The sequence below is a fragment of the Nocardia sp. NPDC051750 genome (assembly GCF_044453135.1).
Taxonomy (GTDB): Bacteria; Actinomycetota; Actinomycetes; order Mycobacteriales; family Mycobacteriaceae; genus Nocardia.
Genome location: NZ_JBITCK010000003.1, coordinates 1,001,350 through 1,017,794 on the forward strand (window position 1 = coordinate 1,001,350; position 16,445 = coordinate 1,017,794).

General features: G+C 67.2%; 18 protein-coding genes. 11 read left to right on the forward strand and 7 right to left on the reverse strand.

Annotated features, from left to right (window positions below; genetic code table 11):
• Positions 1 to 30: 30 nt before the first annotated feature.
• Positions 31 to 909 carry an alpha/beta fold hydrolase gene (locus ACIA75_RS17795; protein ID WP_397105061.1) on the reverse strand — a complete coding sequence of 293 codons (879 nt, stop codon included), beginning with the start codon at positions 907 to 909 and terminating at the stop codon, positions 31 to 33.
• A 290-nt stretch (positions 910 to 1,199) separates the two neighbouring features.
• Between ACIA75_RS17795 and ACIA75_RS17800 the strand changes: the two genes are divergently transcribed.
• From ACIA75_RS17800 to ACIA75_RS17810, 3 genes are all read left to right on the forward strand, one after another.
• Entirely contained in the window at positions 1,200 to 1,790 is a 591-nt protein-coding gene (locus ACIA75_RS17800) for a TetR/AcrR family transcriptional regulator (protein WP_397105063.1), read from the forward strand.
• Between the two features lie 202 nt (positions 1,791 to 1,992).
• Positions 1,993 to 2,835: a mycofactocin-coupled SDR family oxidoreductase gene (locus tag ACIA75_RS17805; protein WP_397105065.1), complete on the forward strand. Its 843-nt coding sequence runs from the start codon at positions 1,993 to 1,995 to the stop codon at positions 2,833 to 2,835.
• A 102-nt stretch (positions 2,836 to 2,937) separates the two neighbouring features.
• A complete protein-coding gene (locus ACIA75_RS17810) occupies positions 2,938 to 4,179 on the forward strand; it encodes a cytochrome P450 (protein ID WP_397105067.1) in 1,242 nt (413 codons plus the stop codon).
• 3 nt (positions 4,180 to 4,182) lie between these two features.
• Here ACIA75_RS17810 and ACIA75_RS17815 read toward each other — a convergent pair whose 3' ends face one another.
• Genes ACIA75_RS17815 through ACIA75_RS17825 form a run of 3 tightly spaced genes read right to left on the reverse strand, consistent with a single transcriptional unit; the run spans position 4,183 to position 7,357 of the window.
• Positions 4,183 to 4,791 carry a TetR/AcrR family transcriptional regulator gene (locus ACIA75_RS17815; RefSeq protein WP_397105069.1) on the reverse strand — a complete coding sequence of 203 codons (609 nt, stop codon included), beginning with the start codon at positions 4,789 to 4,791 and terminating at the stop codon, positions 4,183 to 4,185.
• Between the two features lie 38 nt (positions 4,792 to 4,829).
• The gene (locus ACIA75_RS17820; protein WP_397105071.1) at positions 4,830 to 6,437 is read right to left on the reverse strand and encodes a class I adenylate-forming enzyme family protein; all 1,608 of its coding nucleotides are present in this window, start codon (positions 6,435 to 6,437) and stop codon (positions 4,830 to 4,832) included.
• Positions 6,434 to 7,357, reverse strand: a complete 924-nt coding sequence (locus ACIA75_RS17825) for a crotonase/enoyl-CoA hydratase family protein (protein ID WP_397105073.1) — start codon at positions 7,355 to 7,357, stop codon at positions 6,434 to 6,436. The genes ACIA75_RS17820 and ACIA75_RS17825 overlap by 4 nt, the downstream gene beginning before the upstream one ends.
• Before the next feature lie 128 nt (positions 7,358 to 7,485).
• Here ACIA75_RS17825 and ACIA75_RS17830 point away from each other — a divergent pair, with 128 nt between their 5' ends.
• Positions 7,486 to 8,286: an inositol monophosphatase family protein gene (locus ACIA75_RS17830; RefSeq protein ID WP_397105385.1), complete on the forward strand. Its 801-nt coding sequence runs from the start codon at positions 7,486 to 7,488 to the stop codon at positions 8,284 to 8,286.
• Positions 8,287 to 8,297: 11 nt separating this feature from the next.
• Here ACIA75_RS17830 and ACIA75_RS17835 read toward each other — a convergent pair whose 3' ends face one another.
• The 3 genes from ACIA75_RS17835 to ACIA75_RS17845 all read right to left on the reverse strand — a co-directional run bounded on the left by ACIA75_RS17835 (position 8,298) and on the right by ACIA75_RS17845 (position 10,701).
• On the reverse strand, positions 8,298 to 8,942 hold the full coding sequence (locus tag ACIA75_RS17835) for a GntR family transcriptional regulator (RefSeq protein ID WP_397105075.1): 645 nt from the start codon (positions 8,940 to 8,942) through the stop codon (positions 8,298 to 8,300).
• Between the two features lie 104 nt (positions 8,943 to 9,046).
• Positions 9,047 to 9,922, reverse strand: a complete 876-nt coding sequence (locus ACIA75_RS17840) for an ABC transporter permease (RefSeq protein WP_397105077.1) — start codon at positions 9,920 to 9,922, stop codon at positions 9,047 to 9,049.
• Positions 9,919 to 10,701 carry an ABC transporter ATP-binding protein gene (locus ACIA75_RS17845; RefSeq protein ID WP_397105079.1) on the reverse strand — a complete coding sequence of 261 codons (783 nt, stop codon included), beginning with the start codon at positions 10,699 to 10,701 and terminating at the stop codon, positions 9,919 to 9,921. Before ACIA75_RS17845 ends, ACIA75_RS17840 begins: the two co-directional genes overlap by 4 nt.
• Before the next feature lie 65 nt (positions 10,702 to 10,766).
• On the opposite strand from ACIA75_RS17845, the gene ACIA75_RS17850 reads away from it, so the two are divergent.
• From ACIA75_RS17850 to uraH, 7 genes are all read left to right on the forward strand, one after another.
• Positions 10,767 to 10,913, forward strand: coding sequence for a hypothetical protein (locus tag ACIA75_RS17850; protein WP_397105081.1), 147 nt, complete (start codon positions 10,767 to 10,769; stop codon positions 10,911 to 10,913).
• Positions 10,914 to 11,018: 105 nt separating this feature from the next.
• A complete protein-coding gene (locus ACIA75_RS17855) occupies positions 11,019 to 12,188 on the forward strand; it encodes a nitrate ABC transporter substrate-binding protein (protein WP_397105083.1) in 1,170 nt (389 codons plus the stop codon).
• 37 nt (positions 12,189 to 12,225) lie between these two features.
• Complete coding sequence (locus ACIA75_RS17860) at positions 12,226 to 13,224, forward strand: isopenicillin N synthase family dioxygenase (protein WP_397105085.1); 999 nt, start codon at positions 12,226 to 12,228, stop codon at positions 13,222 to 13,224.
• Positions 13,225 to 13,321: 97 nt separating this feature from the next.
• Positions 13,322 to 14,638, forward strand: coding sequence for an amidohydrolase family protein (locus tag ACIA75_RS17865; protein WP_397105087.1), 1,317 nt, complete (start codon positions 13,322 to 13,324; stop codon positions 14,636 to 14,638).
• The gene (gene uraD, locus ACIA75_RS17870; RefSeq protein WP_397105089.1) at positions 14,635 to 15,162 is read left to right on the forward strand and encodes a 2-oxo-4-hydroxy-4-carboxy-5-ureidoimidazoline decarboxylase; all 528 of its coding nucleotides are present in this window, start codon (positions 14,635 to 14,637) and stop codon (positions 15,160 to 15,162) included. The genes ACIA75_RS17865 and uraD overlap by 4 nt, the downstream gene beginning before the upstream one ends.
• The gene (gene pucL / locus ACIA75_RS17875) at positions 15,159 to 16,073 is read left to right on the forward strand and encodes a factor-independent urate hydroxylase (RefSeq protein WP_397105091.1); all 915 of its coding nucleotides are present in this window, start codon (positions 15,159 to 15,161) and stop codon (positions 16,071 to 16,073) included. The genes uraD and pucL overlap by 4 nt, the downstream gene beginning before the upstream one ends.
• Positions 16,070 to 16,405 carry a hydroxyisourate hydrolase gene (gene uraH / locus ACIA75_RS17880; protein WP_397105093.1) on the forward strand — a complete coding sequence of 112 codons (336 nt, stop codon included), beginning with the start codon at positions 16,070 to 16,072 and terminating at the stop codon, positions 16,403 to 16,405. Before pucL ends, uraH begins: the two co-directional genes overlap by 4 nt.
• The last annotated feature ends 40 nt before the right edge of the window (positions 16,406 to 16,445 follow it).

A 16,445-nucleotide genomic window follows, 5' to 3' on the forward strand; every position in this document is an offset into this window, starting at 1 on the left:
TGGGGGTTGCGCCGAGCGGGGGTGGGTAGGTCACTCGGCCGTATGCGCGAGGACTGCAGCCGCCAGTTCCTCGTGCACTTCCGCCGGCAGCGTATGGCCCATGCCGGCCACGATCGTCAGCCGCGCCCCCGGGATCTGCTCGGCGATCATCGCACCGTGGCCCGGTTTGACCGGCTCGTGGCTGCCCTCGACGACCAGCGTGGGCGCCTGCACCCGATGGAGTACGCCCGCCGGTTCGAAGTCGGGCCGTGCGGCCGCCGCCAGGCGGTGGTTGGCTGCCGCTGACAGATCGTGCGCTCGATCGTAGATCCGTTCCTGCAGGTCTCGCGCCGCGTTCTCGTCGAACGGCAGGCCGGTGCCGTGGAGTACACGCTGTTCGGCGACCATGCCGTCGATTCGGGCGCGCCGGTCCGCCGGCGGCGGGGCTGCCATGAGCGTCCGGTAGAAGGACACGAACTCCGGCGCCGGCTCGGGCAGGCTACCCGGGGACTGGGGTTCGCCCAGCAGGGCTCGCATGAGGACTCGGCCTTCGCCACCGCCGAGTGGTGAGGACCCGATCACCGTGAGCGAGCGCACCCGTTCCGGGTGCTCCACCGCGATCAGCTGGGCGAGCAGGCCGCCCGCCGAATGGCCTACCAGATGTGCGCTTTCCACGCCGTGGGTGTCCAGTACCCGGTACACATCGTTTGTGATGTCGTCCCAGGTGTACGGCTTCGCCGCGAAGTCGATCGTGTCCGACATCCCGGTGTCGCGGTGGTCGTACCGGATGACGCGCCGGCCTCCGGCGACCAGGTAGTCGACGAACTCGTCCGGCCACAGGATGCCCTGCGACATCGATCCCATGATCAACAGGATCGGCGGGTCCGTCGCGGCGCCGAATTCTTCACTCCAGATTTTCACATCACGCATGTCGTCTCCTCTCCGGTGTGGTGCTATCGGTTCCCGCGCCGGCCGTGGCGGGGGAACCCTTTCTTGGCGACCGTGGCCGTGCGCGGGGGCGCCGGGGGAGCCGGGAAAGGCTGGGGATTGTTCGGAACGGGGAAGGTGCCGTGCAGTTTTCGCATATCTGTAAGGCCTTTCGTTCGGTGGCTACCGCCGGATCCGGCAGGAGTGAGGAGGCGGGTTTTCCATACCGTCTCATCTGTAGTACTCTGTGTGCAGTGGTTTGAACCGTAGTACTACAGATGGAGTGGTGTCAAGTGGTTCGCACGAATCCGCAACGCCGTCAGGCATTGCTGGACGCATCGATCGAGGTCCTGGCCCGGGACGGGGCCCGCGGGCTGACCTTCCGCGCAGTGGACAAGGAGGCCGGAGTGCCGGCGGGGACCGCCTCCAACTACTTCGCCAACCGCGACGACCTGCTGGTGCAAGCGGGTCACCGGTACTACGAGCGGCTGGTCCCCGACGAGTCGGTCATGGCGAAACTGCAGGGACCACGGTCCCGCGAGACCGTTACCGAACTCATGACCGAAGTCGTCGGACGCGTCACCCGGTTCCGTACCGGCTATCTGGCGCTCCTCGAACTCCGGCTGGAAGCCACCCGGCGGCCCGAACTGCAGGCTCTGCTCACCGAGCGGATCCGAGCCGATCTGGACTTCAATATCCGCAACCATCTGGACAACGAGATGCCGGGCGACGAGAACACCGTCGTTCTGCTGTTCCTCGCGCTGAACTGGCTCATTCTCGAACGTCTCACCCTCCCCGGGGTGTTCACCGAGAAGCAGGCCGACGAACTTGTGCGCCTGGCGGTCGAGCGCGCGATCCCCACAGCCGACGGGCGTTCGCGATGAATCCTCGTCCTACCCACCGGGCTCGTGGAGTGAACCGTCCGGCGGCAGTTCGCCGGCCGTCAGTGGCCTTGACTGCTGAATGGACACCCGTCTAGCTTCATGTGAGCTGCCGAGAAGTGGGACGGAATCCGCTGGAACTCCTCGGCGATACGGGTACCGCGTATGGCCGGCGGCGATACGCCCGACGATCGAAGGTGTCACGATGAGTAATCCGACCGAGCCGCTGCTGGGACAGGTGGCTCTGGTTACGGGCGCGGCCCGCGGTCAGGGCCGCGCGCATGCGGCACGGCTGGCCGCGCAGGGCGCCGACATCATCGCGATCGATGCGTGCGCGCCGATATCCGAGACCGTGACCTATCCCGCCGCCACCCCGGAGGATCTCGCGGAGACCGCACGGCTGGTCGAGTCCGCGGGCCGCAAGGTCCTCACCCGTCAGGTCGACATCAGGGATCTGCTCGCACTGGAGCAGGTGGTGGCCGAAGGTGTCGCACAGTTCGGCCGCCTCGACGTGCTCATCGCCAATGCCGGAGTGCTGAGCTGGGCCCGGTTGTGGGAGATGAGCGAAGAGCAGTGGGACACCGTCGTCGACGTCAATCTCAGCGGGACATGGCGGACGATCCGGGCCGCGTTGCCGGCGATGATCGAGGCGGGCAACGGCGGATCGATCGTGATCGTGAGCTCGTCGGCCGGGCTGAAGGCGACGCCGGGTAACGGGCACTACGCGGCGTCCAAGCACGGGCTGGTGGCGTTGACGAATACGCTGGCGCTGGAGGCCGGCGAGTTCGGTATCCGGGTGAATTCGATCCACCCGTACTCCGTGGACACCGTGATGATCCAGCCGGACGCCATGATGGAAATGTTCGGCAAACACCCCGCTTTCCTGCACAGTTTCCCGCCGGTGGCGTTGCGGCAGGCCTCCGACGGCCAGAGCGGCTTCATGCCGGTCGAGGATGTCGCCGAGGTGGTGGCGTGGCTGGCCGGCCCCGGTTCGGGACCCCTCTCCGGGGCCCAGATCCCGGTCGACGCGGGGGCATTGAAGTACTGAAGTCCGATACGCGGGTAATGATCACGCTGGGCGACAGCTCGCCGAGTGTCCGTTGGCCGTAACGCGAGAAATCTTGCGGGCATTGTGCCTAGGATGCGTCCGGTGACGCTCTCCGATCATCTATCGCCCCGGGCCCGGCACAGTTCACCGGTCGATACCGAAGGCCCGCGGATTCCGTTGTATGTGCCCGAATTCGCGGTCGATCCGCACCGGACCTATCGCGCGATGCGGGCACAGTACGGGTCTCTGGTACCCGTCGAGGTGGCACCGGGGGTGCCCGCGACGCTGGTCATCGGCTATTACACGGCCCTGCGCATCTACAACGACCCGGACCATTTCCCGGCCGACCCACGGGCATGGCAGCGCGATATCCCCGCGGATTGTCCGGTGCTGCCGCTCATGCAGTGGCGACCGAATGCCCGGCGCAACGACGGCAGCACGCATGCCCGCTACCGGCAGGCGATCGTGGCGGGGCTCGCCGAAATCGACCCGTTCGGCCTGCACGAGACCGTGGAGCGGGTTGCCGTTCCGCTGATCAACTCTTTCTGCGGTGACGGGTCGGCGGACCTGATCAAGCAGTACGCGTTCCCGCTCACCTTCGCGGTGCTGAACGCGATGCTGGGGTGTCCCACCGAGATCGCGCAGCGGGCCGCGACCGGGATGGCCGCGATGTTCGAGGGTGTCGGCGCCGAGGACGGCGCCGCGTTGCTGATGAAATCGCTGGCGGAGCTGATCGAGCTCAAACGCGCTCAACCCGGTGACGATGTGACGACCCGGATGATGCAGCACCCGAGCGCATTGACCGAACCCGAGATCGCGAACCAGGTGGGCACGATGTACGGGGCGGGTATCGAACCACTGCAGAATCTGATCGTGAACGCGCTGCGGTTGATGCTCACCGACGAACAGTTCGGCGACAGCGCGCTCGACGGCAGCCTGTCCACCCGGGACGCACTGGACGAGGTGCTGTTCAACGATCCGCCGATGGCGAATTTCTGTTTCACCTTCCCGAAGCAACCGATTCTCATCGACGATGTGTGGTTGCCGGCCCATCAACCGGTGATCATCAGCATGGCGGCCTGCAATACCGATCCGGTGATCGGGTCGAACCGGCACGCGGGTAACCGGGCGCATCTGGCTTTCGGTGGTGGACCGCATGTGTGCCCGGCCAGTTCGCTGGCCTACCTGATCGCTCAGGACGCCATCGACCAACTGCTCGACGGCCTGCCCGAGATCCGGCTCGGGGTGCCCGCCGATGAACTCACCTGGCGGACAGGTGCTTTCCATCGGGCCTTGACCGCGCTGCCGGTTGTCTTCCCGCCGTCGCCGCCGCTGTCGGGGTAGCCGTCAGGCCCCGCGCAGCCGGGCAATGTGGTCGAGCCAGTCGTCGACGACGCGGTCGGCCAGGGGCGAATCGGCGCGCAGGAGCCGGGTGAGTTCGAGTCCGCGCACGAGTGCCATGAGCGATTCGAAGGCCGTCCGGGCCGCTTCGGGATCGGCGATACCGGCATGCCGCTCGAAATGGTTCCGCAGCGCGGACCCCAGCCGTTTCTCGGCGGGCAGGAGTGCTTCGCGTAACTGTGGGTCAGTGCGGGACGCGGCCCACAGTTCCATTGCCGCCTGAAACGGTGGCCCGGTCATCGCCGACCGGACCGCGTGCACCATCTGCGGGAGGGTCTCGGGGCCGTCGCCCAGACCGGCGACGTGTTCGCCGAAATCGGCCAGGCGCCGGTCGGCGATATGGTGGATCGCGGCGACCAGCAACTCCGATTTCGACGCGAAATGATGCAGGAGTGCACCCCGTGAGACGCCGGCTTCCTCCTGGATCCGCTGTGTGGTCGTGCCCGCGTAGCCGTAATCGACCAGGCATCGGATCGTCGCATCGAGCAGTGCGGCATGGGTTTTCGCGTGCTGTTCTCTACGGGTCGGGCCGGCGGTGCGTGGCGCCGGTCGCACGGAAACCTGCTCGTGGTGCGCGCGCCCCGGCCCGCCGTTCACAGTGCGCCGAGCCGGCCGTCGGCGATCTGTTCCCGAAGCCGGAACTTCTGGAGTTTGCCCATGGCGTTCACGGGAAAGCTCTCGGCGACGTACCAGGATTTCGGGGTTTTGTGCGGGGCGAGACGTTCTCGCAGGTAGTCGTGCAGGTCCGCCGGGGTGGGGGCCGGTTGTGCCGGGTCCGGCCGGACCACCGCGGCCACGCTTTCACCCCAGGTCTCATCGGGGAGGCCGAGGACGGCCGCCTCGAGGAGCGCGGGATGGGCGGCCAGGACTTCTTCGATCTCGCGGGGATAGATGTTCTCCCCGCCGCGGATGATCATGTCCTTGAGGCGGCCGGTGACGCGGACGTACCCGCGGGCGTCCATTGTTGCGAGGTCGCCGGTGTGCAGCCGGCCCTCGGCATCGATCGTCTGCGCGGTTTCGGCGGGCATATCGAGGTATTCGATCATCTGCTGGTATCCGCGGGCACAGACCTCGCCCTCGACCCCGACGGGCTGCACCGCGCCGGTGGCGGGATCGCGGATCGATACCTCGACACCGGGAAGGGGACGGCCCGCGGTGTACAGGTTGTCGTCGCGGCTGTCGGCCGGACTCGTCTGGCAGATAACCGGCCCGAGTTCGGTCTGGCCGTACACCGCGCTCATCGGGACGCCGCAGGCCTGTGCCCAGCCGTCGATCAATGCCGGCGGGACGGCGTCACCGCCGGACATCACGACCCGCAGCGCACCGAGATCGAACTCGGCCAGCCCGGGATACGCGAGCAGGGCATGCAGCATGGCGGGCACGCCACCGTAGATCTCGGCGCGGTGATCCTGGATCGCCGTCAGCATCGTCGCCGGATCGAAGACTTCGGCGAGGACGAGGGTGGCTCGCTGATACACCGAACCCAGCGCCGCCAGACCGCAACCCGCGGTGTGGAAGAGCGGTAGGGCGGTGGCGAAGGTCGCTCCCGGGGCCGCGCCGCAGCGATCGCGGACGAAGGCCGCATTGGTCACCATCGACCGGTGCGCCAGTACCGCCGGCTTCGCGCGGCCGGTGGTGCCGGAGGTGAACTGGATCTGAGTGGCCGAGCCTGGGTCGACAACCGGTAACTGCGCGCGCTTTTCGGTGCCGCGCACCTCGTCGAGCCAACCGTCGAACGTCACCGCCACGCGCACCGCCGGTATCGCGGGCAGAACAGCGTGGACCTGTGCGGCCATATCGGTGCCGCGGAAGCTGCCGGTGTAGAAGACGCCCGCGGCACGGGAGCGGTCGAGTGTGTATTCGAGTTCGGGGCCGCGCAGGGCGGGGTTGGCCGTGACGAGCACCAGACCGCCGAGTGCGGCGCCGTACTGCAGCACAAGCCATTCGGGGACATTCGGTGCCCAGACCGCGATATGTTCGCCCGGCCGGAAACGGTCGAGCAACCAGGCCGCGGCGCGTTCGGCGTCGTCGCACAGCTCGGCGTAGGTCCAGGTGCGGGCGCTGCGTCGCGGAGCGACCGAGACGAGCGCGAGCCGATCCGGTACCGCGGCGGCCGCCTGCTGCAGCAGCCCGCCCACGGTGATCTCGAGAACGGACCGGCTTGTGTCGACCGGCCATACGGATTCGGTGAGCTCGGTCATCGGCCGCGCTCCGCCGTGGTGGCCGCCTTCTCCTCGAGTTCGCGTTTCATCCGGGCGATTTCGTCGTCGGCCGGGATATCGCCGCCGCCGTCGGGGATGAAACGACCGGTGTCGCGCCACTGGACCGCGGCGTCGAATCCGTGTTGCTGGGCGAAATCGACGAACCAGCGGCCCTCGGGGGAGTGGCGGGTGATGCCGTCGAAGAGAACGGCGAGATTCTGCGTGGTTTGCAGGCCCATGTTGTCGTATGCCTGGTTGATCATCATCTTCTGCATGACCAGCTGGTTGGTGGGGACTCCGGCCATTCGGTCGACGAGTTCTTCGACCGCGGTGTCGAGTTCGGACGCGGGCACCGCGTCGATGACCAGCCCCCACTCGCGGGCCCGGACCCCGTCGATGGTGTCGCCGGTGAGCAGCATGCGTTTGGCGCGTTCGGCGCCCAGGCGATAGACCCACATCGCGGTCGTGGGGCAGCCCCACACCCGGGCCGGCATGTAGCCGATCCGGGCGTCCTCGGCCATGACGACCAGGTCGCAGGACAGTGCGATATCGCTGCCGCCGGCCACCGCGTAACCGTGCACCTTCGCGACGGTCGGCTTCGCCGAGCGCCAGAGCGAGAAGAAGTGATCCGTATTGGTCTTCATCATCCGGAAGTCCTTGATCGGATCCCAGACCGCGCCCTGATGTTCCTCCCCGCCTTCGGCATAGAGCTTGAGGTCGTAGCCCGCGCAGAATGCCCGACCCGCCCCCTGGATCACGATGACACGTACCGAATCGTCGGCATTGGCCGCGGCGACAGCCTCACCGATTTCGCGGGCCATCTCGCCGGTGATCGCGTTGAGTCGCTCCGGACGGTTCAAGGTCAGGTAGGCGCGATGGTTGCGCACCTCGTAGTCGACCGTGTTCCCGATGAAAGTCATCTCGGCGTTCCAATCTCGGCAGCGATGGTGTCGAGAACGGTTTCACAGTCCGATTGGACTGTCAATGCACTCGGCTGGAGCGGGAGGCCCGCTGGCACTGTCCGTTTGGTGCGGATAGCGTCATGGCAATGCAGGACCACCTCGACGACCTCCGCTTCGCCCATGTCCTCATGGACACCGCCGCCGCGGCGAGCACGGACCGCTTCAGAGGTCTCGACCTCGACGTCGAGACGAAGCCGGATATGGATCTGGTGAGCGAAGCCGAGACGGAGGTGGAAAAGCTGATCCGGGGCCAGCTCCAGCGTTCCCGCCCCCGCGACGCGGTGCTCGGCGAGGGGGAGGGGCTGGAGGGCACCGGGTCTCGCTGCTGGGTGGTCGACGCGATCGACGGCCTCGAGAATTTTTCGCGCGGGGTGCCGGTGTGGGCCACTCAGATCTCTCTCCTGGAGGCGTCGGAGGGAGGTTTCCGGCCTGTGGTCGGCATGGTCTCCGCTCCCGCACTCGGTCGCCGCTGGTGGGCCGCAAAGGACCACGGCGCCTTCACCGGCCGCAATCTGTCCTCGGCCTCCCGGCTGCGGGTGTCCCGGGTCTCGAAGCTGCCGGACGCTTCGCTCGTGTACTCCTCCCTTACGGGCTGGGAAGAACAGGGGCGGTTGACCGGCTTCCTGGATCTCGCCCGCACGGTATGGCGCACCCGCGCCTACGGCGACTTCTGGCCCTACATGATGGTCGCCGAAGGTGTGGCCGACATCTGCGCCGACCCGGAGCTCTCCCCGATGGAAATGGCCGCGAACGCCGTGATCGTCACCGAGGCCGGTGGCACCTTCACCGGTCTCGACGGCAGCCCGGGGCTGCTCAGCGGTAGCGCGGCCGCGTCGAACGGCCTGCTACACGACGAGTTGCTCGGGTACCTGAACGAGCGCTACTGACGTAATCACCCTCAGCGGCGGCGGGTGCGCACCAGCAGACCCGCCACATGCGCGCAGGCCGCGGTCCGCGCGCCGGCGGCGTCACCGGACCGGATCGCCGCGAGAATGCGTTGGTGCTCGTCGACGGCGATGCGCCGGTTGTCGTCGTATGTCCACATATCCGAGCGGTACAGGTGGGCCTGGCCGTCCAGCCGGGTCAGCGCCTCGCTGAGCGGTTTGTTGCCGGCGATCTCCCGGATCGCGGTATGGAATTCCAGATCGAGGCGGGCATCGCGGCGCTGATCCGGCTGCTCGGTGAGCAGCGCCCGCTGGTCACCGACCATCGCGGACAGGTCCGTGAGATGCTGCCTGGTCGCGCGCAGGGTGGCCTGATAGGCGGCGAGGCCGTCGAGCACCTCGCGCACCTCGAAAACCGCCCGGATCGTCTCGTCGTCGACGGTATCGACCTTGGCGCCCGCATTGCGGGTGTAGACCGCGATCCCCTCGTTGATGAGGCGCTGCACCGCCTCGCGGACCGGTGTCCGGCTCACGTTGAGCTTCGCGGCGAGCGCGGGCACGCTCAACGGTGTGCCGGGCGGAAGTTCGCCGGCGAAGATCTGCTCGCGCAGGGTGGCATGGACCGATTCGGTGAGCAACGCGCGCTCGGTGGTGGTCATCTGTCTTTCTTCGCTGGTCTCGGCCACACCACACGCTAGCGCGCGCGAGGCCGGGGAGATGGATGGGCGGTCGCCGGGTTCGTCCCTGTTTCGTGGAGGTGAGACTATTTCCGCTCCGCGGAGGTGTGCCAGCCGCCGATCAATGCCTTGGACACGGCGCCGAACAGCATGAACACCGCGACACCGAACAGTGAGGCGAGCACGATCGCGGCGAACAGATCCTCCGATTGCAGGCGGCTGCGGTAGACATCGAGCAGGGTGCCGATGCCCGGCTCGCCCTTGGCGAAGAACATATCGCCGATGATCGCACCGACGACGACGAGCCCGGCCGCCGTGCGGATTCCGGTGAGGATGGCGGGCAGTGCGGCGGGGAGTTCGAGTTTGATCAGCCGATCCCATCGGGAGGCGCGGGCGAGAGTGAACAGTTCGTGCTGGCCGCGGTCCACCGACTGCAATCCGAAGAGGGTGTTGGTGATGATCGGGAAGGCGGCGATGATGACGCAGACCAGGGTGCGGGCGGCCGTGCCGTAGCCGAACCACAATCCGATCAGCGGAACGATCGCCAGAATCGGAATCACCTGGATGACCACCGCGTACGGGTAGATGGCCCGCTCCAGCCACCGGGCGCGGCTCATCAGTGTGCCGACGGCGACTCCGAGTACCGCGGCCACCACGAATCCGATGGCGGCGATCTGTGCCGTGACGGCGAGCGCTTCGAGCATGGGCAGCAGATGCGACCGGTCGAACAGCGACGCGGTGAGTACCCGATGGGGTGCGGGCAGGAGGAATCGGCGTTCGGGGGCGAGCACCAGATAGGTCACCGCATACCATGCGGCGATTGCGGCGGCGAACGAAGCGAGCGGAATCCCACCGGCGCGCAGCGCTGTACGGATCAGGCGCAGCGCGCGGCCGGTTCCCGCGGGGGTGCCGGCGGTGGTCGCGGTGCGGGCGGGATAGTCGGTCACCGTGGCGACGGTCATCGGGTACCTCCGTGCAGGGAAGCGGACAGCTGGGAGACGTAGTCGGTGAAGCGGGGGTCGTAGCGGAGCTCGGGTCCGCGTGGGTAGGGGAAGTCGATATCGACCATGTCGGCGATCCGGCCCGGCCGCGGGGTCAGCACCACCACCCGGTTGGCGAGGAACACCGCCTCGGATACCGAGTGGGTGATGAACATGGCGGTGAACTGCTTGTCGGTGTAAAGCCGCTGGAGTTCGACCTGCATGTCCAGCCGGGTCATCTCGTCCAGCGCACCGAACGGTTCGTCGAGCAGCATCACCTCGGGTGCCAGGGTGAGAGCACGGGCGAGTGAGGCCCGCATCTTCATGCCACCGGAGAGCGTGCGGGGCAGTTGCTCGGCAAAATCGTCGAGCCCGACGGCCCGGATGGCGGCGGCAGCGCGGGAGCGGCGAGCCGCCTTGTCGAGGTGGGCCAGTTCCGCCGACAGTTCGACATTGCGGCGTACCGAGCGCCAGGGGAGCAGGGTCGGCTCCTGGAAGATGAAGCCGATGGACTCGGTGGCGACGGCCACCGAGCCGGCCGAGGGGCGGTCGAGCCCGGCCGCCATCCGCAGCAGTGTCGACTTGCCGCATCCCGACGGCCCGACGACAGCGACGAAATCACCGTGCCGGACGCGCAGGTCGATCCCGTCGAGTGCGGTGGTGCCGGTTCCGAAGCGCTTGATCACGCGGTCGAAGGACACGGCGGTGCCCTTGGTCAGTGTCCGTGCGTCGCTGTCGCGCATGGTGTTCGCAAGTCCCATGGCCCGCCTCCGGCTCATCATTGCATGCAAAAAACTGTTCTATACCGAGGGAGATTCTCAATTGCATGTATGACAACACAGTTGCCCCGCGTTACGACGATGTCAAAAAGTTGACATATAGCGAGGCAATCAACGATTTTCTGGGCAAGATCGAGGGGATTAACCTGATCGCAACGCAGAAGATATTGCATGTAATCATGGCGGATGAATAGTTGTCGGCGTTCGTCGGTGACCACAGCGCCGGCTGCACCGCCCGCGGTACCCCGCGGCGGCCGATCTCCCGGCGGCATCCGCCGCCTCCCGCTTCGAGGAGACCTGTGACGATCTCATATACGCACCGAGTCCGGGCGGCTGTCTCGGCTCTGGTACTCGCCGCTGTCTCGTTGACCGCCTGTACCGGTGGTGATTCCGGGTCGGCCGCCGCCGCGCTGGACCCCGCCGCCGAACCACAACGACTGGCCGGGGTCTGCCCGGACAATGTCGTGGTCCAGCTGCAATGGCAGCCCCAGTCCGATATGGGCGCGCTGTTCCAGATGCTCGGGCCCGGCTACACCATCGATACCGACGCGCGATCGGTCACCGGACCGCTGGTCGCCGGTGGTAAGGACACCGGTGTCGACCTGACGCTGCGGGCGGGTGGTCCGGCCATCGGATTCCAATCGGTGTCCTCGCAGCTGTACGTGGACGACGCGATCCATCTGGGCATCATGCACGGTGATCAGCTGATCGCCGCCGCGGGTAGTCAGCCGGTCACCGGGGTGACTCCGTTACTGAAATACAGTCCGGCCATTCTCATGTGGGACCCCGCCAGCCATCCGGAGTGGCGCACCATCGCCGATATCGGCACATCGGATGCGACGGTGGTGGTGTCCAAAGAGCAGATCTTTCCCCAGTGGCTGGTGAGCCGCGGATTGATCGACCGGTCCCAGCTCGACACCACCTACGACGGTGCGCCGGCGCGCTTCGTCGGCGATCCGACCATCGCACAGCAGGGATTCGCGAATTCCGAGCCGTACTCCTACGAGCAGGACACCCCGGCCTGGAACAAGCCGGTCGCCTACCAGCTGGTCAAGGATGTCGGCTTCGAGATCTACGCCTCCAACGTGGTGGTACGCACCGACAAGCTGGAGGCGATGGCGCCGTGCCTGAGCAAACTCGTGCCGATCATCCAGCAGTCGGGCGTCGACTATCACGAGGCCCCGGAGGCGGCCAACGCCACCATCGTCGATGTCATCGCCGGGGATGTCGCCTATACGCCCTATACCGAGGGTGAGGCGGCCGCCAGTGCGGCGCTGCTGTCCGACAACGGCCTGCTCGCCAACGAGGCAGACGGCTCGTTCGGTACCTACGACCCGGCTCGCACCCAGCGCACCATCGACGATCTGGCACCAGTCCTCGCGGCGGGCGGCGCGAAGCTGCCGACCGGACTCACCGGGGAGCAGCTGTTCACGGGTCGTTTCACCGATCCCGCCATCGGCATCCCGTGAACCTGCCCGATTCTGTGCCAACCCTGAAGGAGATTCGATGACCCACTCCCTGACCGAACTACAGCGCGAAACCCGGATGGGAGCGCTCGGCACCGAAACTGCCGATCGGGAGATCCGGCGCATCAGCCTCGCGGATTTCGAGACCCGCCGGGACGAGATCACCGAGCAATTGTGGTCGGCGGCAATCGATATCGGATTCTTTCAGGTGGTCGACCACGGGATCGACCTGGCACGGGTGCGGGCCGCGTTCACCGCCGCCGAAGCCTTCTTCGCGCTGCCCGCCGACATCAAGGCGAAATATCCGTTGAAGAAGGGATTCAACTCCGGTTGGGAATCGCTGACCCAGGTGCGGCCGTCGATCGGAACCCCGGACCAGAAGGAATCGTTCCAGGTGACCCGCCCGCACATGGACGACCTGTGGCCGAGTGCGGCGGAACTGCCCGGATTCCGGGATACCGCACTGGAATTCGAGGCGGCGTGCTGGGAGCTGGCCATGCGGCTGCTGTCCTGTTTCGCGGCGAAACTGGGATTCGAACGCGATTTCTTCACCCGGGCCCATGACCCGTCGACGGTGAGCTATCAGAGCACCCTGCGAATGCTGCACTACTTCGCCATGCCGGAAGATCCGCAGGGAGGTGCGGAAACCTGGCGAGCCGGTGCGCATACCGATTTCGACTGCCTGACCCTGCTGTTCCAGCGGGCCGGTCAGGGTGGGCTGCAGGTATGCCCGGGCCGGGAGATGGACAGCCAGCGCTGGACACCGATCGAGCCGGCCGACGAGGTGATCACCTGCAATATCGGGGACATGCTCATGCGATGGAGCGACGACCGGTTGCCGTCGAACTTTCATCGGGTGAAGAATCCCGGACCGGATGATTTCCGCGGCGCCCGGTACAGTCTGGCGTTCTTCGCGCAGGCCAATCGCGAGGTGGTCATCGCCGGTCCGGCGGGCAAGTATCCGCCGATCAGCGCCGAGGACTACCTGTACCAGCGGGTGAATGCCAACTTCGATACCGCGGCCGGAGAACGGTCATGAGGCGCGTGCTGCGTGCGCTGCTGCGGGGAGTCGAACCGCGCACGGTGTATGTGTGCCTGCCCTACCATCCCGCCTGCTGACCTCCAGGAGTGTCCGAATGATCGAGGCCGTCAACGGCGTCACCGTGTATTCCGGTGGCAGCTGGCTACCGAACCGTGACGTGCTGATCGACGAAGGTGCGATCACCGCGATCGAACCGGGTGGCGCCGGCCGGTCGGTCGCGGAGCAGATCGACGGCACCGGGGCGTATCTGATCCCCGGTTTCGTCAACACCCACACCCACCTGCAACAGTCACTGATGCGCGGTATCGCCGAAGGCGCTCCGTTGCTGGAATGGCTGCTGGCCGTCGGTGCCGAATCGGTGGCCATCACCCCGGAGCGGGCCTACACCGCGACCGTCGCCGCCGCGCTCGAGGCACTGCGTAGCGGGACGACCGCGCTGGTCGAGCATATGTGGCCGCATCCGTCCACCGAGGTGCACGATGCGGTGCTGCGCGGACTGCGCGATACCGGGATCCGGGCCGTGCTCGGCCGGGGGATCGCGGACCGGCCCGACCCCACCCGCCGCTGGGGTTTCGAACCCCGGCTCCTCCAGCCGCTCGGGGAAGTGCTGGAGCATATCGAGCATATGGTGAAAGACACTGCGGGGTCGCGGATCTCGATCGGCTTGGCGGTGCCGAACCCGCGGTCGGTGACACCGGCGGGGATGGCGGCCATCGGGGAATTCGCCCGGCAGCGGGACCTGACCGTGTCCATCCATCTGCTGGAAACCCGGACCGACGACCTGATGTGCCGCGAGCACGCGGGGATGGGCGCGGTCGACTATCTCGACTCCCACGATTTCCTGTGGGATCGCCTGCTCGCGGTGCACTGTGTCGAACTCGACGACGCGGGCAGGCAGACCCTCGCGGAGCGCGGTGTCGCGGTCTCCTACAACCCGGTGAGCAATATGCGCCTCGGCAGCGGGGTGGCTCCAGTGCCCGATTGGCTCGCTTCCGGGCTCGCGGTCGGGCTCGGCGTGGACGGCGCCGCCAGCAACGACACCCAGGACATGCTGGAAACGCTGCGTGCCGGCGCCTACGTGCAGCGTGCGGTGCGGCGGCGGGCGGACCTGCTGGGGTTCGGTGCCATGCTCGATATGGCGGCGGGTGGGGCGAACTCGGCGCTCGGCCTGGCGCCGAGCGCGGGCGGGATCGCGGTGGGAGATCGCGCGGATCTGACGCTGATCCGTTTCGATCGCGATTTCGCGACCCTGCCGGTCCGCGACCCGGGCGCCGCCCTGCTCACCACCGGCACCAGCCGGATTGTCGATACCGTCGTTGTCGACGGCGAGGTGGTGCTCCGGGACGGGCGCAGCACCCGGATCGATGAACAAGAGCTGATCCGTGCCCTGTCGGCACTGAACCCGTCATGACCGCGGCGGCCCTGCGCGCGTTCAACGATCTTGACGCGGACACGGCGCTGGCCACCACGCTGGCGATCTGCGCATCCCCGGTGTGGGCCCGCGCACTGGTGGCGGGCCGCCCGTATCCGGCACCGGCCGCGCTGCTCGAGCTGGCTCACCGGGAACTGGAGAGGCTGTCCGACACCGAATTCGCCACCGCTCTGGCCGGCCACCCCCGGATCGGGGACCGGACCGGCGGTGCGATGTCGCGACGGGAACAGTCCGGGATGGCGGACGCCGACAGCGCCACCCGCGCCGAACTGCGCCGGCTGAATCGGCGCTACGAACAGCGTCACGGCCAGGTGTATCTGGTCGACGCGGCCGGGCGGTCCGCGGCGGAGCTGCTCGCGATCCTGACCACCCGTATCGATAACGACACCGCCGCCGAACGCGCCATCGCGCGCCGGGAACTCGGCGCGATCAACCGAAACCGATTGCGGCTGCTGCTCGCCGGTGCGCCCGCGCCCGACCCTCGAGGAGTCGACCGATCATGACCGCACTGTCCGGAGCCATCGAGCTCGGCCCGCATCAATACGGGAAATCGGAGAACCGGGTCGTCCGGATCTACCGGGATACGCCCCGGCACGAGATCCGCGATGTGACCGTATCGACGTCCTTGCGCGGTGATTTCGCGGCCGCGCATCTGGTGGGCGATCAGTCCGCGGTGCTGCCGACCGACAGCCAGAAGAACACCGCGTACGCCTTCGCCAAACAGCGCGGCCCGGCCGCGATCGAGACCTACGGATTGGATCTTGCGCGCCATTTCGCCGACACCGTCGACCCGGTGCGCTGCGCACGTATCGATATCGAGGAGTACGGCTGGCAGCGCGCCGAGGTCGAGGGCCGCGCGCACGACCACACCTGGGTCCGGCAGGGGCAGGAGGTGCGGACCGCCGCTGTCACGGTCGAAGGCAGGGGTGCGCAGCAGCGGGCGTGGGTGGTGGCGGGGCTGAAGGATCTGACGCTGCTGAAGTCGACGGGCTCGGAATTCGCCGGCTTCCTGGAGGACGAGTTCACCACGCTGGCCCCGGCCCATGATCGGGTTCTGGCGACCACGCTGATCGCCGAATGGCGGTACACGACCACCGAGGTCGAGTGGGACGCCACCTACGCCGGCGTGAAACGGCTGTTCGTCGACCGGTTCGCGCAGGTGCATTCGAAGGCGCTGCAACAGACGCTGTTCGAGATGGGCAAGGCGGTGCTGGCGGCGTATCCGCTGATCGCGGAGGTGCGGCTGGCGGCGCCGAACAAACATCATTTCGACTACGACCTGGACCGGTTCGGGATCGCCAATCACAACGAGGTGTTCATCGCCGCCGATCGCCCGTACGGGCTGATCCAGGCCACGGTACAGCGAGCCGATGCGCCCGCCGCCGGCCCTGCCTGGACGCGGGGACCGGCATGAGCGAGTCAGGGAGCCTCACCGTCAGCACCCATGTTCTCGATACCGTGGCGGGTCTGCCCGCCCGGAAGGTTTCCGTCCGGTTGACCGACGCCCGCGGTGCGGTGCTGGCCACCGCTACCACCGATGGTGACGGTCGTGCGCGGCCGTCACCGGTAGCGCCGCTGGTGCCGGGTGTGTACCGGCTGGTTTTCGAGACCGGTGCCTATTTCCGTGGTGTCGGCCGGGACTGCTTCTTTCCCGAAGTGGTGATCACCTTCGAAACGGTCCAGGGACACACACATATCCCGATATTGCTGTCGCCGTTCGCGTATTCCACCTATCGAGGGAGTTGATCGGCCGTGACGGCACCGCCTTCCACCCCGGCCACGTATC

Excerpts from the sequence above, each read along its gene's own strand:
- ACIA75_RS17795 (WP_397105061.1), bottom strand. The coding sequence starts at position 909 with ATGCGTGATGTGAAAATCTGGAGTGAAGAATTCGGCGCCGCGACGGAC.
- ACIA75_RS17805 (WP_397105065.1), top strand. The coding sequence starts at position 1,993 with ATGAGTAATCCGACCGAGCCGCTGCTGGGACAGGTGGCTCTGGTTACG.
- ACIA75_RS17820 (WP_397105071.1), bottom strand. The coding sequence starts at position 6,437 with ATGACCGAGCTCACCGAATCCGTATGGCCGGTCGACACAAGCCGGTCC.
- ACIA75_RS17825 (WP_397105073.1), bottom strand. The coding sequence starts at position 7,357 with ATGACTTTCATCGGGAACACGGTCGACTACGAGGTGCGCAACCATCGC.
- ACIA75_RS17830 (WP_397105385.1), top strand. The coding sequence starts at position 7,486 with ATGCAGGACCACCTCGACGACCTCCGCTTCGCCCATGTCCTCATGGAC.
- ACIA75_RS17835 (WP_397105075.1), bottom strand. The coding sequence starts at position 8,942 with ATGACCACCACCGAGCGCGCGTTGCTCACCGAATCGGTCCATGCCACC.
- ACIA75_RS17840 (WP_397105077.1), bottom strand. The coding sequence starts at position 9,922 with ATGACCGTCGCCACGGTGACCGACTATCCCGCCCGCACCGCGACCACC.
- ACIA75_RS17845 (WP_397105079.1), bottom strand. The coding sequence starts at position 10,701 with ATGGGACTTGCGAACACCATGCGCGACAGCGACGCACGGACACTGACC.
- ACIA75_RS17850 (WP_397105081.1), top strand. The coding sequence starts at position 10,767 with ATGTATGACAACACAGTTGCCCCGCGTTACGACGATGTCAAAAAGTTG.
- ACIA75_RS17860 (WP_397105085.1), top strand. The coding sequence starts at position 12,226 with ATGACCCACTCCCTGACCGAACTACAGCGCGAAACCCGGATGGGAGCG.
- ACIA75_RS17865 (WP_397105087.1), top strand. The coding sequence starts at position 13,322 with ATGATCGAGGCCGTCAACGGCGTCACCGTGTATTCCGGTGGCAGCTGG.
- uraD (WP_397105089.1), top strand. The coding sequence starts at position 14,635 with ATGACCGCGGCGGCCCTGCGCGCGTTCAACGATCTTGACGCGGACACG.
- pucL (WP_397105091.1), top strand. The coding sequence starts at position 15,159 with ATGACCGCACTGTCCGGAGCCATCGAGCTCGGCCCGCATCAATACGGG.
- uraH (WP_397105093.1), top strand. The coding sequence starts at position 16,070 with ATGAGCGAGTCAGGGAGCCTCACCGTCAGCACCCATGTTCTCGATACC.